We start from the raw sequence: 14,409 nt of genomic DNA on the forward strand, positions 1-14,409 counted from the left end.
TCAGTTGCCTCCCTTGACGGTGAGTTTGATGGCACCGGCACTTCGACCAACGTCAGCGGTTGACCCACACCACGGGCAAGTTTCCGCAGTCCGAATCGGTTCGTGGAGATAGTCGCAACCGTCACATCGGACCTTTCCGGGTGCAAGGATTCGAGTCTGACTGGCGAACATGACCGTCGTGATGTCTCCACCCTTCGCGGTCATGAGCAGGTCTGCCGGAGGGTAGAGACGTGCCTCGTCGTAGTGTTTGTCTGGTGCTTCGACCCGCACTCCTCGCTTCCACGCCGAGATGAGAGGTATGTCGCTCTCGAAGCGGTCCGCGTATTGTTTTTCAGCGTGGTACGTCGTTTGGGTACGGCCAGAGCAGCCGCTAACTGTGTTGAATTTCATAGTAGGATGGTCGGTCTGGCTGGCCACTCAGATGGTCAAGCCAGATTACGTTCAGTCGTGTTGTAGGACCGGGCAGAGTTCACTCTGCGAAGCCGAGGGGGGGTTGCCGACGAGATTAGTAGCCGCTACGCTCGGCGTCGTTTCGGTCTGCTATGGGCTAACCTGGCCAATGTAACTCCGGTGTACCAGATGAGCGCCAAGAAGACTACAACGCCAGCGTGAATGATACGCCAAAGGTGGTCAAGCCCTTGGAGTAGTCCTTCATGCGCGGGCGGTGAAATAACCAAGAATGGGACAAGCCCTTCTGCCTTATCGGCAGAGACGTGGTCAACCAATCGGCCTTAATTAAGGCCGGTGGGTCACCCTGCCATTACGGCAGGAAGACGGTGGAATCCACGGCCTCCCTGAGAGGCCGGTAAGGCATAGAGTACCCTCGCTGGCTCTCCGAGCCATCTCAGTCGGGGGAACCCCTCAATATGAGTATTGTCGCAAGTACCTACTTAAACGAATATGCTCCATAGTAATATTACTTAGGTAGAAGAAGATGTTCAGTCGACGCTACATTAAAGAGAATACCGGATAGAAATCACTCAGATGAGTCAATCGTTATGGGAGGTTGCTGCGATTGACGAGGACACTCTGGCGATAGCAACTGGCGAACGACTGGATTTTCGTAGTGGTCCTCAGCACGAAGGAGAAGGAGATGGAGGCCTCCCACCGGCATGGGATGTTAGCGTGGAGTCGTATGCGGTAGGATACGAGCCGGTGGGTGCCACCTCTATTGGAAACGCATCAGAAAGGCGGTGGCACACACGGTTTTCGTATCTCAGAACTCCGGCAGACCGTCTATCTCTCCTGAACGAAGGCCGCCATAACTCGGACGGTACTCTCGGCGCACGATTGGCGCGACTGGATAAGAAGCGCATCACGCAGGCGTACTGTTCTGTTCTTGAGCTGTCCTCGTTCCAGCGCGACGAAGCGGTTCGAGCGATGCTACTGCTGAACCTCGACAAATTTGGTCAGCAGAAGCGTATCGAGAAGGTCGCCTTGACGACTATTCGGGTTGTAGTGAACTACAACCGGTTCTCTCATCTAAAGAAACCGGATGCTGAGCGAATCTCGGAGACGGAGACGTTCAAATGGCTCGCAGAGGAGGTAAACCTGGATAAGAGAACGATGACCCGTCTCTCGAAGAATATCAAGGAAGAGTTGGTCGCTGTTGAGTTCTTTGAGCGAGACTCCCAGAAGGCAGACCTTCGATACGCCCAGTTCCAGCAAAAGAACCAGAGAGAAATACGCTCAGTTGGTCAATCGTGGCCTCCATCAGTCCACGAGTAAACTCCCCTGTGTCGCGATTCAACTGTTAGCAAAAGTCAGTCTGGATGATTCGAAGGCCTGCTTCTATTAACCTCAAGAACGTCAATCAGAAGCAAGTTCTGGGTGGGACTCTCGAACAGTCTCGATTAGCTCTTCTAGTTCTGTCGGTGGGTCCCCCGAGGCTGACGCTTCAAAACCGTGGTGGGTTGAGACGAGATGAAATCTCACGTCATCACCGGTTTCCTCAATACGAACCCGGTGATGAGGACCGAATTCAACCTCCACAGACTGATTTCCACTCTCATCAGTTGTATCATCTACTCTGCGAATCCCATTCCCAGATGTGTCAGACATCTCACTCAGAGTGATGAAATCCAGTGATATGAAAGTTCGTGAGACATATTCTAGATGTAGTGGGTTTTCTCGGGTAGTCGGAACAGAGGACAGCTAACTACTCAACACAATCGTTATGTCGAAAAGAGATTCATCTTTGGTGAGAGGGTATCTGCGTGCCAGGGTTCCACAAGCACAAGAACAAGGATTCGTACTATTTCAAGCGGCGTTCGCATGGCAACTACCACACATATCAAATTCAAGACTTAGGATGCGAAATGGTGTTAGCCTCTGGGGCAACTGACGGCGACATCGTGAATTGGGATATCTTCTATACGCTCTTAGACCTCAATCTTCTTCACTTCAAAGAGAGCGACGATACTCCCCGAGATACTGCACCTGACCCAGAAAGCGTTGAGTTCGAGGCTGTAGAGAAACTCACGCTCGAACGGCAGTGTGAGTTTATTTCGAGGGTTCTTGACGAATTTGCACTCTCTGACATTGATTCAGACGTATTCCATCACCTCATCGCAAAAGTAGGACAACGCGATATTCCTAGAAATCTTGCCAGGCCAATCGTCGAGCGCCTCCTCTCAAACACGCCCTATCATCCACTCTTATTCGGCGTTCATGGATTCTTTGATGAGTCATCTCCGATTCTAATTGCTTGCTTGCTCCACTATTTGTTCGAAGCACTCCGAACCAAAACTGGTCAAGCGTACATGGATATGTATGAAGGAGAACTCATATATGAAAATGACATATACCAGTTCTACCTCGTCGACGATTCCGCATATGACCCAGAGGATGAAAAAATTATTCTCACTGTTGGTTGGCCCGACCCGATTTACGAAGCTTGCTCAGAGACCTTAGATGAACGGTCATTAGCTAATTGGTGCCAACATCTGACTTTTCTACTGGGAGGTGAGCAATTAGCGGCAGAAACTGAATATATTGGTAGCGTAGTCTGCAGGGGATTAAGGCACGAAGTGGAGGATATCGCCCTCTTCGTCCAACCAACTCTTTGATTGAATTCGTCTGGAGAAACCCGAGTTTAGAACCTGTGTCACCGCGGCGATAAGAACCGCTTAGTTTTCATCTGTTCTGAGTTGCCTATTAGCTTCCTGGACGGCCATGACCACCTCTCCCCCGTAGAAAGTGCAGTATGAAGTAGAGAATACGTGTATTTGCAGGAGAGTTGAATTAAATCGGATTAAATTTTCGCCGTGACCTTGGCTCCTTGTCTTGATACTATTTCTTTAAAATCGGGGTTACCCCGATATACAGAGTATACACGACGATGTCTGTTTTGTAATCAGTATGGTAGGAAGTGTATTTGGGCCCTGAAAGGGCCTCACCGCAGAACCATGTTTCAGTAGGCGCGAAGCCCCGTCGGGTCCGTTCCGTTTCTGAACGATTCGGATTCGCACGACGGCGTAGCCTTACTTATAAAAGACCACTGTGTCGGGCGAAGGATTTCGTTCAGCGGCTGAACGAGGGTCGGCAACGAACGGCAATGCTCCAGGATTCGATGCCGGCTGATATTACACGGGGGCAACCGTGGTTACTGTACCCGTCCCGACCCACGAGAGACGTGAACTATTCCTCAACAGATTCTCTGAGTGAGACTCATCGCAGCCGTAGACTGGTCGCTCGGCGCTGTCGAGAGTTGATTCTCGGGTCACTCTTCGTCGAGGGGAAGCGTGAACGCGAGTCTCTCCACGACGGCCGGACTCACGCTGCCCGCCATCTCCATCGCCTCGGTCTCGTAGTCGTCGAGGTTCAAGACCGCACGGAAAAACCACGAGAGCGTCACGTACGAGTCGTGCAGTTCCTTGGCTCGCTGTCGCCCGGATTCGGTCAACGTAGCGCCCTTGTACGGTTCGTACGTGAGTAGGCCCTGCTCCTGGAACTGCCGAAACGCTTCGATTACCGCTGCTGGCGACCGTCCGACCCGTTCGCCGACGGCGCCGGGTGAGACCGGTTTCGACTCGCCGTGTTCGACGATGTACAGCGCGAGAAGGTACTGCGCACGGCCACTCATCGTCGCTGCCTCCCCTGGCTGGTCATCGCCGACCGTGTTCTACACGAAGCGTCGGTGAGAGAGTCGTCGTAGAGCGGCCGTCGATTCAGAAGACGGCTGTACCCCGTGCGGTGCATAGTCTGTTTGCGATGATGTCCCCGAATTCGTCGGTGGTTTCCAGTTCGGTGCGGAAACGTTTCTGTTGCTGTTGGTGCTGGTGTGCTACAGTGCAGACTCGATCGGAGCACTGGCGAGTCCGTCCGGGTCGGTCTCTCGTGCCAAGACAAGGTCGAGTCGCCACCCCTCGTCGATGGCGGCGACCCGAACCGACGAGGGGTGCCAGTCGGGCTGCTGCTGATGCAACTCGAGCACGATCGGCAACACGGGAAGACGACCGTTTCGTGGCGACAACGCGTACTCCGAGAGTCGGACGACGGTCGACCGGATTCCTTCGTCGAGTTCGACCGACCACGGCGATAGCGTATACCCTCCAAGCAGGCCACGGTCCTCGAGTATCGACAGCGTTGTCGACACCGGTTGGTGGGTCGCTTCGGCCGGCGACAGGCGGTCAGCGGCGTTAGCGAGAACTTCGGCCTGTTCGGCGGGGGGCAACCGCTCGTCGAGTTCCATCGCCATGCTCTCCAGTAGGCACAGACAGAGGTCATCCGGGTCGGATACCGTCTCGGCGTGTTCGAAGTACGCGTCCATGACCGCAGATTCGACGGAATCGTATCCACAATCCGAGAGGGTCTCGAAGACGGCCGCCGCCGAGTTGTGGCAGAACTCGACGAGTCGACGGCGCTCTGCCTTCGGTGTCCGTCCGTTGATGATTGGCTCGGAGAGCGTCCGGATTTGTTCCTCGGAACTCGGAAGCTGACACGGGCACGCTCTCGATTCAGGTGTCGCGTTCGGAATCTCCGTGTCTTGACAGACGATCAGGTCGTATCGGGGAACCTGCGGGTCGTACCGACGAAGCGTCGCTCGATACTGTTCGGCTGCGCGAGCGGCGCTCTGAGCGGTCGTTCGGTCGTCGAATTTCAGTTCCGACACGGGAACCGGCCGGTCTCCCGTTCGGCCACAGCGGACGAGGTACCCGCCGTTCTCGTCGGCAAGCGTCTCGATGTGGGCCCTGATTTCCACGAGGGTTGTGCCAACCATCATTCTATTCGGAGGATCTCCTGTCGTCGAGAACGATGGCGGCCGTGCGGGTCGTTCCCCTCGAAATACGGTGGGGGAGTGCTTCTGACCGTCGGACGTGAAGCCGACTCGGTGGCATATTTTTAGGTCTGCCTAAACTAACTTAGTCGTTACCCCTCGGCACGATTGGCGGGTGCAGCCAGTCGGAGACAACACCGATCCGGGAGACCGAGACCGTTCGCACTCTTACACGGGAATCGTGTCGGCTGCGGAACCCCGAGGGGAATCGGTACTGTTCGTACGGGGGAGTCCACGTCACTCCCGTGAAAGTGTCAGAATTGGACAAGTACTTCCGAAACCGTCCCTCGAGGGGGCTACGACGGTCGCTTCACGACCAACACGGGGACATCGACCGTCCGGAGGACCGTCGTGGCGACGCTGCCGATCAACTGACGCCCGAGGTTCGACCTCCCGTGGGAGCCCATCACGACCAGGTCGATCTCGTTCTCCGTGACGTACTCACGGATGCCGGGAGCGACGCCGTCGAACGAGGTTGTTCGGGTGACTGCAGTCTCTACGTCTACGTCCGGTGCCGTCTCGCGGATTTCGGTCTCGACTCGTCCGGCCGCCTCTTCGCCTATCGCCTCCAGTCGGTCCACGAACTCCCTTTCGAGGCCGCCTGCGCTGAACACCCCTCCCGCCGCTTGGAGGTCGACGACGTTCAAAACGTGTACGAGGGAGCCACACTGCTGGGCAATCGCTGTCCCGTGTCGAGTCGCGACTTCCGCGTTTTCGCTCCCATCGGTGGGAATCAGGAGACGAGTGTAGTCGGTCGAGGGTTCGACTCCCTGAGCCCCATTCGGGACGACGAATACGGGAACGTCGCTCCGGTGGAGTACCTGTTCGGTGACGCCACCGAGTAGGCGTCTTCTGGCCCCAGACAGACCCTGCCGCCCCATGACGACGAGCTCTGCACGCTGCTCGGCGGCGAACTCGCTGATCTGGGATGCCGGGGACCCTTCTCGGAGTTCCGTTCGGACAGGGTGGCCGAACTCCGAGGCGAGTTGCTGAATCTCTTCGAGAGCGGACTGGCCACGTTCTCGAAGTCGTCGTTTCTCGTTGGCGGTCTGTGTGAGGCGGAGCGCCTTCCGTTCGACGACGTGGAGAACGTCGACCGATGCGTCGAACAACCGTGCGAGTGCGAGACCCTGTCTCGCCGCCTGCTTCGCCTCGTCGCTCCCGTCGATCGGAATGAGGATACGAGTGTACATCTCGCTGCAGTAGTGTTCGACTCACGCTCCCTTCATGATTTGCCGCCGTGATGTGATGAAACAGGCTGCGGACGAATCGGTGCGAGTTCTGCCTCGTCGATGGAGGCCGGCTGGTGGGACACACCCGAGGCCTCGGGCCACATCCGCCGACCACTACTGTATCAGTCCCGAACGCTACTCGGAGGAGGGACGAGCGAGCGTGTCGTCTGCGAGGTACTTCGAGAGCGTGTGAGCGTCGATTTCGAGCGTCTTGAGGTGGCGACGAAGGAGTTCGCTCGTCGCCTCGTCTTCCAGTTCGCTCGCGAGTTCGATGTGTTCACGCATTTGCACCACGAGCGTCGCGTATCCGTCGAGGTCGCGTTCGAGCGACGACCGGACGTCGTAGCGGTGGGGGGCCTCGATGTCCATCGGCGCGTGTCTCCGGACTCCCATCGGCCCGCAGACCGGGACCCCACCGAGCGCGTGGACTCGAATCGCGACGTCGTCGGTGACAGCCGTGAGTCGGTCGGCGGCGTCTTCGAGAAGCGACTCGAGCGGTTCGGACTCGGCGCCCTCGACGGTCCACTTGTGTTTGCGCACCTGGTTGAACAGGATGTACAGGCCCGAAACGTCGCGGTTGAGGGCGGCGACCAGCCGTTCGGCCGCCCTCCGGTCGAGTCTGAGGGCGGTGTCGGTGACCGTGTCCCACTCCTGGCGGACGTGAACGTCGTCGGGTCTTCGGAGGTGCGGTGTACTCGACACGTTCAGTTCACCGCCCCGGACTCGACCAACGCGTCGTCTGCCAAGAGCTTCGCGAGGTCTCGGGCATCGTCTTCGAGGCCCTCGAGGCGCTCACGGAGACGCTCACCCGTGCCCGAGTCGCCCAACTCCTCGGCGAGGTCGACGTGGTCGCGGACGCTCGCGACGAGTGTCGCGTACCCTTCGAGGTCACCTTCCAGCGAGACGCGCGTGTCGTAGAGGTCCTCGGCTTCGAGGTGGACCTCGGCACGCTCCTGAATCGTCGCCGGTGTGTTCGGCGGGATGCCGCCGAGTTCGACGATGCGTTCGCCGAGGTCGTCGTTGAAGTCACGGACGCGCTTGTAGGCTTCTTCGAGGAAGCCGGCGACGTCCTCGTGTTCGGCGCCGTCGACGGTCCAGTAGTGTTTCCGGAGGAGGTAGAACAGGTTGAACGACCCGGCGAAGTCGACCGAGAGCGCGTCGACCAACGATTCGGCGACGTCGTGGCCGATTCGGAGGCGGTTCTCTTCGACGGTCCCCCACTCTTGGAGACGCTCGCCGGAGTCGGGCTCGCGTACCAATCGTCCGTATTTCGGGTCCATTCCTCCCACCTCACCGGCACCTACGCCCGAAAACGAGCGCTTCGCACGCGTTCTGCGCTTCGACGACCCGTCCGGCCGTCGCCGTGTCGGTACGGACGCAGCCTCGGATACCGGGCCCGACTTCACGTCGTGGTTCGGCTTTCGTACGCATCCCGAACCATAGAGGCGGTCCAGTAGCTTGAATACCGCTCCAGAATCTTCTGCCCGGGAACATTCCCGGGGTGGAGCAGGTGTCCAGTTCGTCCGAGCGGCCCTCCGGACGACGGCCGACGGTTCAGAACCGTCGTAGAGGGGGCCGGAAAGGGCCTTCAACCGCGACCGTCGCTATGCGCTACCGTCCGAGGCGGGGAACGTCGGATTCGACCTTCGGTCGAGACTGTAGGCCACTCCGACCGTCGCAAACCGAACACTTTTGTTTTAGGTTTGCCTAAATCAGGGCAATGGCTACTGGGACACAGTCGAACTCCAAAGCGAACACCGAATCGACGGCGTCACAGACTCCGGAGGTTACCGCCTGTGAGACCTGTCCCGGGAAAGTCGTCTTCATCGAATCGGGCAACAACGACGGGTGGCTCTCCAGCGACACGGTTCTCGACGTAACGCAGTAGTTCTCCGCCGAGTACGAGACGTTCCACGGACTGCATTCACGATCCGTATCGAATGGTGGACGCGGCCGTCGGCCGGCCCGCCGAGTCGCCGCCCACACTGACATCGTGACTGACCGTCCGCTCGGAGAGGTTTCGACGAAGACCCCGGACTCGAAGGCTGCCCGCCGGGGACTCGTCGAGTAGGTCACCGTGGTACACCACAGCGCGGGCACACCGGTGGACCGTTCTCGGGCAACACGGCCCCACAGTGGGGGCAGTTCCCATCCCCGTCGGGAGCGGTGATCGCCTCGACCGCCTCGGCGGTCGTATCGCGTACACCGTCGATCGACCCAATCGTGTTCGGGATCGTATCCGGAGGAGCGTCACGTCGACTCGAATCGAGCGCGAATCTGGCTCGGTCCCTGACGAACGCCTCCTCGTCGTCGACGAGTTCCCGTAGTATCGCTTCGGGCAACAGAGTCGCGTCTACATCCCCCCGAGCGAACACGCCGAGCGCTTCGGCGGCCCGGCCGCGAACGTGAGCGTCCTCGTCACTCAGTCGCTCGACGAGCGCATCCGAAGCGTCGTCACCTCGCTCGGGGAACGCACAACCGACGGCGACGAGCGCCGTCGTGAGGTGATAGCGGACCAGTTCGTTCTCGTCGTCGAGATGCTCGGCGAGACGCGAAACCTGATGACGCAGCCGCTTCGGGTCGGCCAGGGCGACGAACTCCAACCCTTTCGCGAGTTTCTCTTTGACCTCGGGTTTGTCGAACGAGAGGCCGATTCGGAAGTCCGCCAGTATCTCCGGGTCGCTGACCGCTTTGGGGTGTTCGAGTGCGACGTAGCCGAGCGCCTCGGCACACCGTGCTCGGACGTAGTAGAACTCCTCGTCGTCGGCCAGCCGGTCGGCGAGCGAGTCGACGACCGGTAAGACGACGCCCGCCTCCGACCGCGCCAGCGTGACGAACAGTTTGGCGGTCGTCAATCTGACTGCCCGGTCGTCGTCGGTCAGGAATTCGGAGAGGGGGACGGCGAGTCCGTCGGCAACCCCCGGCCGGTCTTCGACCAGGCTCCGGACCGCTCGCAGCGTGCACGCCCGAACGTCGACGTCGGCCGCGTCCAGACGGTCCAGCAACGTCACCGCCTCTGCGCGGGCTCCCTCCTCGAGGCGTTCGGTCAGGCGGTCCGGTGATGGCGGCTGGTCGGGGTTAGTCATCGGTGCGTGTCCGCGTGTGACTCCCTTCTGCTACCAGCAGTTTCAATCAACTGGTGATGGGAGTCCCTTCGATTCGAGACGAGGCAGAACAGGACGAACTGGTGGGGCGTGTTCACCCTCACCTCACAGTCGAGTCAGGCGATGGTGACCACGAAGTAGCCATGCATCGGTCAGTTCGGAGGGACTCAACCACGTCAACGGCCGGCTGTACCGAACTCCCGAGAGAGAGCAGTCCTTCGAGCGCCACCGTGTCACGGACATCGTCGAGAGCAACTCCTGAACGCCACAGTATTGGACAGACCGGTCTACCGCCGAATCCCGGGCCGAGTCCTCACTCCAAGAGATTGCCCGCCTCGAACCGGTCGTCGGAGAGGTACACACCGGTGTCCCGTACTTCGACACCAATCGGGTCGAGTTCCTGTCCTCGACACGGTCCGGACGTGCAGAACCCGTCGTCGCACTCGAATCGAGCCCCGTGTTCGCGGCAGACGATTTTGTCGCCGTACACGAGCGCACCACCACCCGGGTCGAGTCGAACCTGCGGTTCGTGTGGGCAGGAGTTTCGCCACGCCAGAACGTCGTCACCGTTTCGCTGCAGGATGACTTCCACCCCTCGCCGCCCCTTCACCGCCTCACACCGGATGGTGCTCTTCGAGGGAATCGCCGACAGCGGGCCGATTCGACGCGGGTCGGCGGACTCACTCATATCGGCATCGTCGCCGGGGCCCTCCGTTCTGTTGTCGTTCGGATTCGGGCCTTCCTCGTCGGCAGCGGCGTCGTCGCTGGGAGCGTCGACGCTGAACCGGAACGTCGTATCGCCGACGCTCACCTCGCCCGAGTCCTCGTGGAACCGGCCCGATTCGAACTCCTCGTCCGTCTCGACGGACACCCGAGTCGAGTCTTCCATCGGGGTCAACAAGCCTGAGGTGAATATAAGACACTTCTGAATCGACTCGGCGAAGCGTCGAGTCTGCAACTACCTCTCCCTGAGCAGTTCACGATAGTGCCTGTTGCTCCTGTAAACCTTCTTTTCTACCACATTTTAGGCAAACCGAAAATCCAGAACGACTATGGAGTTTTTAGGGAGACCTAAACCATATGACTCGGCAATCGGACACGGACCCGACACGGAGACGCTTCGTCCGCGCAGGTACAGGTATCCTACTCGGAGCGGCCCTCGTCGGCTGTACGTCACAGGGTGACGCCGGGAGTTCGCAGACGACCGACACCGGTGAATCGCAGTCGACCACGTCGGCGACGACCCAGACGGGGACGGAGACCGATGCGAGCACCAGTGCCGACACGACCCGGCGATCATCTTGCTCGATGAGGCGACCGCGAGCGTCGACACGGAGACGGAGTATCTGATTCAGCGGTCGCTCGACCGACTGACAGCCGACCGAACGACGATTGCCATCGCGCATCGTCTCTCGACGATCAAAGATGCGGATACGATACTGGTTCTCGAAAACGGCCGAATCGCCGAACGTGGCAATCACGAGGAGCTACTGGCGGTGAGTGGGTTGTACGCCGACCTGTGGGGGATTCAGGCCGGGGAGATCGACGACCTCTCCAGCTCGTGGGTCGAACAGACGGCCGAGCGGGGAGGCGAGTTTTAGCGCTGACGTTTTAGGCTCGCCAAAAATCGGGAGAACTATAGTGTTTTAGGCTGGCCTAAACGTATGGCGAAAGAGGACGAACCGTCGCCGACCAGACGGGAATACGTGAAGTACGGCACCGCAGTCGCTACGGGAGGATTGCTCGCCGGTTGTGGAGCTGACTCCGACGCGGCAACCGAAACGACCGGAACCGAGACGACCACGTCGACGTCTACGGGGACGGAGAGTTCACAGACGACCGAGTCGACGACCACGTCAGGGACCGAGACGGCGGCGGAGGACACCGGCTATTCGGTGACGATGTCGCCGGTCGGGGAGGTCACGTTCGACGCGGTGCCGACGAACGTGATGGCCTACAGCCCACAGTACGCGGACATGCTCGTGGCGCTGGGACACTGGGACTCGCTGAACTCGCTTGGGTTCGCCGACGACTACGGCACCTCGCTCAACTACTTCCTCGGTACGTTCGGGGCGGAGGTCGACACGGACGGGGTCAAACAGCTGTTCACCGACGGCTCGTTCGACAAGGAAGTCCTCTACGAGTTGGACAGCGATCTCCATCTGCAGGACCCGTGTTGGCTGTCGACGTTCGACGGGTGGGGAATGGAGGATACCGAGGAGATCAGCGAGCAGGTCGGGCCCTTCTTCGCCAACCGGTACAGCCGCCAGCACGCCAAGCCTCCCGAAGGCTGTCGCGACGGGTACCGGTACTACACGCTCTGGGAGATCTCCGAGAAGGTCTCGCAGGTGTTCCAAGAGCGCGAGCGCTTTGAGGCGCTGAAAGCCGAGTACGAGAACGTCTACGGACACATCCGAACGAACCTCCCGCCGAAGAGCGAGCGGCCGACAGTCGGACTCGTCTCGTTCTACGACGGGAAGTTCTATCCGTACAGAATCAACGGTCCCGGCTTCGGGAAGGCACACACTCGACCGATGGGAGCGCGGGACGTGTTCGCCGACAGCGACCGCACCTACGCGGAGAACTACGACGCCGCCTACAGTTTCGAGGGGATGCTCGAGGCCGACCCCGACGTCATCCTCCACATCTTCGCAGTGACACCCTGGTACGACTGGGAGACGATTCCCGAGACGCTACGCAACGACCCGCTCGGACAGGAGCTGACCGCGATACAGAACGACCGGCTGTACGCGTCCGGCACCTCGTTCCAGGGGCCGCTGACGAACCTGCTCCAGCTGGAGATGACGGCGAAACAGCTCTACCCCGAACAGTTCGGTGAGTGGCCGGGATTCGAGGAAGGGGAGAGCTATCCCGACTTCTCCGAGGACGAACAGCTGTTCGACCACGGGAGAGTGACCGACATCATCGACGGGAATCTCTGACGTGCGGAGTCGTCGTTGTCAGCGACGTCCCGCCGACGAGCGACTGTTCGACTAGCGGCACCGAATAAGAGCCGTTCGAGAAGCGAGCAGTAGGTCGAACCAGGTAATGACCGGAAAACGACGCAGGCGGAGGCGCCTCTGGGCGCAGGGATACGTACGACTGTTCGGAGGGAACGAAGACCGGAACGGAGAGGAGAAATCGGACACAGACAGAGAGTAGGACCGACTACTGGACGAGGGTGTCGTCCTGGAGGTAGTGGTCGATGACGTGGACGTGCTCTTCGAGTTCTTCGAGCTGTTCGCGGAGCATGTGGGCGGTCGTGTGGTCGCCGAGCCCCTCCGCGAGTTCGATGTGGCTGCGGTAGTTTTCGATGATGTCGCCGTACATCTCGATGTCGTTCTCGAAGGACGTCCGGATGTCGTACACGTCCTCGTCTTCGGGTTCGACGGTCGCGTGTTCGGAGAGCGTTCGCATGTTGGCGTGCGGGACACCGCCGAGGGCCTGGAGCCGTTCGGCCATCTCGTCGGCGGCCTCCTCGACGTCCTCGTACGCCTCCTGGAGGAAGGTGTGGATACCGAGGTGTTCCGCACCCTCGACGTTCCAGTGGTGCTTGTGGAGCTGGTGGAACAGCGTGTACGCGTCGGCGACGTCGCTGTTCAGTGCCTCGATGATCTGTTCGGCTTTCTCCTGTTCCAGTCGGACGGGGTTCGCCTCGACGGTGCCGGCCTTCTGGCTGACGTTCTTCTCTGTACTCATTACAGTCGTAGATGGGACTGGACGAGCTTAAAACTTTTCAGAACCCCAACCATTTTTTGGCGACCCAAAGATAATGCTGTCGTGACGAACACTACTGGGAGATGCAATTGCGGCGCTAACACGAACGGGGTCCGCGTCACGGCGTCCGGCGTCAACGAGGGTTCGGTGTAGCCCCGGCGACGGTTAATTGCTAGTAGCGTGAACGATAGGGCGGATGTTTCGAACCCGTCTCGGAGCACGTCACGTCGGCGTCGCGCTCGTCGGAATCGGCGGTGTGTTGGGTGCGGTACGGTTCCGGTCGCGTCGGGGCGTGCGGAAGTGTCGACGGTCGCTCCGGGCCGAACGTGCGGGAGACGAGTCGTTCGACCCGGGGTCAGTTTCGGCGTTGCCCGCGCCGGCACGGCGCTATCTGGAGCACGCCATCGACCCCGGTCGACCGCTCGCCCGCCGTGTCGAACTGACGATGGCGGGGGAGTTCCGGTTCGGCGACCGCTGGTGTCCCTTCGAGGCCGAGGAGACGCTGGCGGCGCGCCGTGGGTTCCTCTGGGAGCCGACGGTCCGCCTCGGTCCCGGCCTCTGGTTCTCGGGCGTGGACTTCTACGTCGACGGCGAGGGGGGTCAGCGGTTCTTCCTCGACGGCCTCCTCCCCGTCGTTCGCGCCGGGGGACCTGCCGTCGACCGGTCCTCGGCCGGGCGCTTCCTCGCCGAGTCGGTGTGGCTGCCGACGAGCCTCCTACCGGCGATGGGTGCCGAGTGGGAGACGGTGGACGACGACAGAGCGCGGGTCTCCCTGCCCGGAGTCGACGAACCGCTGACGCTCACGGTCGGCGGCGACGGGGCACTTCGGTCGGTGAAGACGATGCGACTCGACGGGGGGACCGGGGAGCGACGACCCTTCGGCGCCGTCGTGGAGTCCGAGCGGACCGTGGACGGGGTGACGGTTCCCTGGGAGGTGGAAGTCGGGTGGGAAACGGAGGCTGGCGAGTTCGAGCCGTTCTTCCGGGCGGAACTGCGGGAGGCTGCGTTCGGGTAGGCCACCGGTTCGCGTGACCCGACCGCACCGTCGCGGGCAGTCGACAGGGGGTTCGGACGACGC

The 14,409-nt window shown here is 60.2% G+C and carries 15 protein-coding genes and 1 pseudogene; 6 read left to right on the forward strand and 10 right to left on the reverse strand.

The window, feature by feature from the left end:
- Positions 1-390, reverse strand: coding sequence for a hypothetical protein (locus N5095_RS22635; protein WP_464369038.1), 390 nt, complete (start codon positions 388-390; stop codon positions 1-3).
- A 594-nt stretch (positions 391-984) separates the two neighbouring features.
- Between N5095_RS22635 and N5095_RS17605 the strand changes: the two genes are divergently transcribed.
- On the forward strand, positions 985-1,728 hold the full coding sequence (locus N5095_RS17605; protein ID WP_267624441.1) for a hypothetical protein: 744 nt from the start codon (positions 985-987) through the stop codon (positions 1,726-1,728).
- Between the two features lie 81 nt (positions 1,729-1,809).
- On the opposite strand, the gene N5095_RS17610 is transcribed toward N5095_RS17605, so the two are convergent.
- Positions 1,810-2,061, reverse strand: coding sequence for a hypothetical protein (locus N5095_RS17610; protein ID WP_267624442.1), 252 nt, complete (start codon positions 2,059-2,061; stop codon positions 1,810-1,812).
- 155 nt (positions 2,062-2,216) lie between these two features.
- On the opposite strand from N5095_RS17610, the gene N5095_RS17615 reads away from it, so the two are divergent.
- Positions 2,217-3,068, forward strand: coding sequence for a hypothetical protein (locus N5095_RS17615; protein ID WP_267624443.1), 852 nt, complete (start codon positions 2,217-2,219; stop codon positions 3,066-3,068).
- A gap of 653 nt (positions 3,069-3,721) precedes the next feature.
- Here N5095_RS17615 and N5095_RS17620 read toward each other — a convergent pair.
- The 5 genes from N5095_RS17620 to dpsA (N5095_RS17640) all read right to left on the reverse strand — a co-directional run bounded on the left by N5095_RS17620 (position 3,722) and on the right by dpsA (N5095_RS17640) (position 7,790).
- Positions 3,722-4,084, reverse strand: a complete 363-nt coding sequence (locus N5095_RS17620) for a metal-dependent transcriptional regulator (protein WP_267624444.1) — start codon at positions 4,082-4,084, stop codon at positions 3,722-3,724.
- A 201-nt stretch (positions 4,085-4,285) separates the two neighbouring features.
- Complete coding sequence (locus N5095_RS22595) at positions 4,286-5,224, reverse strand: DUF7551 domain-containing protein (RefSeq protein WP_425499043.1); 939 nt, start codon at positions 5,222-5,224, stop codon at positions 4,286-4,288.
- 350 nt (positions 5,225-5,574) lie between these two features.
- Entirely contained in the window at positions 5,575-6,471 is an 897-nt protein-coding gene (locus N5095_RS17630) for a universal stress protein (protein ID WP_267624446.1), read from the reverse strand.
- A 174-nt stretch (positions 6,472-6,645) separates the two neighbouring features.
- Entirely contained in the window at positions 6,646-7,212 is a 567-nt protein-coding gene (dpsA, locus tag N5095_RS17635) for a DNA starvation/stationary phase protection protein DpsA (protein WP_267624447.1), read from the reverse strand.
- A 2-nt stretch (positions 7,213-7,214) separates the two neighbouring features.
- Entirely contained in the window at positions 7,215-7,790 is a 576-nt protein-coding gene (gene dpsA / locus N5095_RS17640; protein WP_267624448.1) for a DNA starvation/stationary phase protection protein DpsA, read from the reverse strand.
- A gap of 440 nt (positions 7,791-8,230) precedes the next feature.
- On the opposite strand from dpsA (N5095_RS17640), the gene N5095_RS17645 reads away from it, so the two are divergent.
- A complete protein-coding gene (locus tag N5095_RS17645) occupies positions 8,231-8,398 on the forward strand; it encodes a hypothetical protein (RefSeq protein ID WP_267624449.1) in 168 nt (55 codons plus the stop codon).
- A 184-nt stretch (positions 8,399-8,582) separates the two neighbouring features.
- Here N5095_RS17645 and N5095_RS17650 read toward each other — a convergent pair whose 3' ends face one another.
- Together N5095_RS17650 and N5095_RS17655 are read right to left on the reverse strand one after the other, a co-directional pair.
- Entirely contained in the window at positions 8,583-9,596 is a 1,014-nt protein-coding gene (locus N5095_RS17650) for a HEAT repeat domain-containing protein (RefSeq protein ID WP_267624450.1), read from the reverse strand.
- A 331-nt stretch (positions 9,597-9,927) separates the two neighbouring features.
- Positions 9,928-10,503, reverse strand: coding sequence for a Rieske (2Fe-2S) protein (locus tag N5095_RS17655; protein ID WP_267624451.1), 576 nt, complete (start codon positions 10,501-10,503; stop codon positions 9,928-9,930).
- Between the two features lie 397 nt (positions 10,504-10,900).
- Between N5095_RS17655 and N5095_RS17660 the strand changes: the two are divergent.
- Positions 10,901-11,215 (forward strand): annotated as a pseudogene (locus N5095_RS17660) (ABC transporter ATP-binding protein); the annotation flags it as partial.
- Between the two features lie 63 nt (positions 11,216-11,278).
- Positions 11,279-12,556: an ABC transporter substrate-binding protein gene (locus N5095_RS17665; RefSeq protein ID WP_267624452.1), complete on the forward strand. Its 1,278-nt coding sequence runs from the start codon at positions 11,279-11,281 to the stop codon at positions 12,554-12,556.
- A 226-nt stretch (positions 12,557-12,782) separates the two neighbouring features.
- Here the strand turns inward: N5095_RS17665 and dpsA (N5095_RS17670) are convergent, their stop codons facing one another.
- Positions 12,783-13,313, reverse strand: coding sequence for a DNA starvation/stationary phase protection protein DpsA (gene dpsA, locus N5095_RS17670; protein ID WP_267624453.1), 531 nt, complete (start codon positions 13,311-13,313; stop codon positions 12,783-12,785).
- A 214-nt stretch (positions 13,314-13,527) separates the two neighbouring features.
- Between dpsA (N5095_RS17670) and N5095_RS17675 the strand changes: the two genes are divergently transcribed.
- Positions 13,528-14,346, forward strand: coding sequence for a DUF6920 family protein (locus N5095_RS17675; RefSeq protein ID WP_267624454.1), 819 nt, complete (start codon positions 13,528-13,530; stop codon positions 14,344-14,346).
- The last annotated feature ends 63 nt before the right edge of the window (positions 14,347-14,409 follow it).

Source organism: Halobium salinum (assembly GCF_026586625.1).
In the GTDB taxonomy this organism is placed as follows: Archaea; Halobacteriota; Halobacteria; order Halobacteriales; family Haloferacaceae; genus Halobium; species Halobium salinum.

Bases quoted from the DNA above. Each gene is read 5' to 3' on its own strand.
- N5095_RS17665 (WP_267624452.1), top strand. From the start codon at position 11,279: ATGGCGAAAGAGGACGAACCGTCGCCGACCAGACGGGAATACGTGAAG.
- N5095_RS17620 (WP_267624444.1), bottom strand. From the start codon at position 4,084: ATGAGTGGCCGTGCGCAGTACCTTCTCGCGCTGTACATCGTCGAACAC.
- N5095_RS22635 (WP_464369038.1), bottom strand. From the start codon at position 390: ATGAAATTCAACACAGTTAGCGGCTGCTCTGGCCGTACCCAAACGACG.
- dpsA (WP_267624453.1), bottom strand. From the start codon at position 13,313: ATGAGTACAGAGAAGAACGTCAGCCAGAAGGCCGGCACCGTCGAGGCG.
- N5095_RS17610 (WP_267624442.1), bottom strand. From the start codon at position 2,061: ATGTCTGACACATCTGGGAATGGGATTCGCAGAGTAGATGATACAACT.
- N5095_RS17655 (WP_267624451.1), bottom strand. From the start codon at position 10,503: ATGGAAGACTCGACTCGGGTGTCCGTCGAGACGGACGAGGAGTTCGAA.
- N5095_RS17650 (WP_267624450.1), bottom strand. From the start codon at position 9,596: ATGACTAACCCCGACCAGCCGCCATCACCGGACCGCCTGACCGAACGC.
- N5095_RS17645 (WP_267624449.1), top strand. From the start codon at position 8,231: ATGGCTACTGGGACACAGTCGAACTCCAAAGCGAACACCGAATCGACG.
- N5095_RS17630 (WP_267624446.1), bottom strand. From the start codon at position 6,471: ATGTACACTCGTATCCTCATTCCGATCGACGGGAGCGACGAGGCGAAG.
- N5095_RS22595 (WP_425499043.1), bottom strand. From the start codon at position 5,224: ATGATGGTTGGCACAACCCTCGTGGAAATCAGGGCCCACATCGAGACG.
- N5095_RS17605 (WP_267624441.1), top strand. From the start codon at position 985: ATGAGTCAATCGTTATGGGAGGTTGCTGCGATTGACGAGGACACTCTG.
- dpsA (WP_267624448.1), bottom strand. From the start codon at position 7,790: ATGGACCCGAAATACGGACGATTGGTACGCGAGCCCGACTCCGGCGAG.
- N5095_RS17675 (WP_267624454.1), top strand. From the start codon at position 13,528: ATGTTTCGAACCCGTCTCGGAGCACGTCACGTCGGCGTCGCGCTCGTC.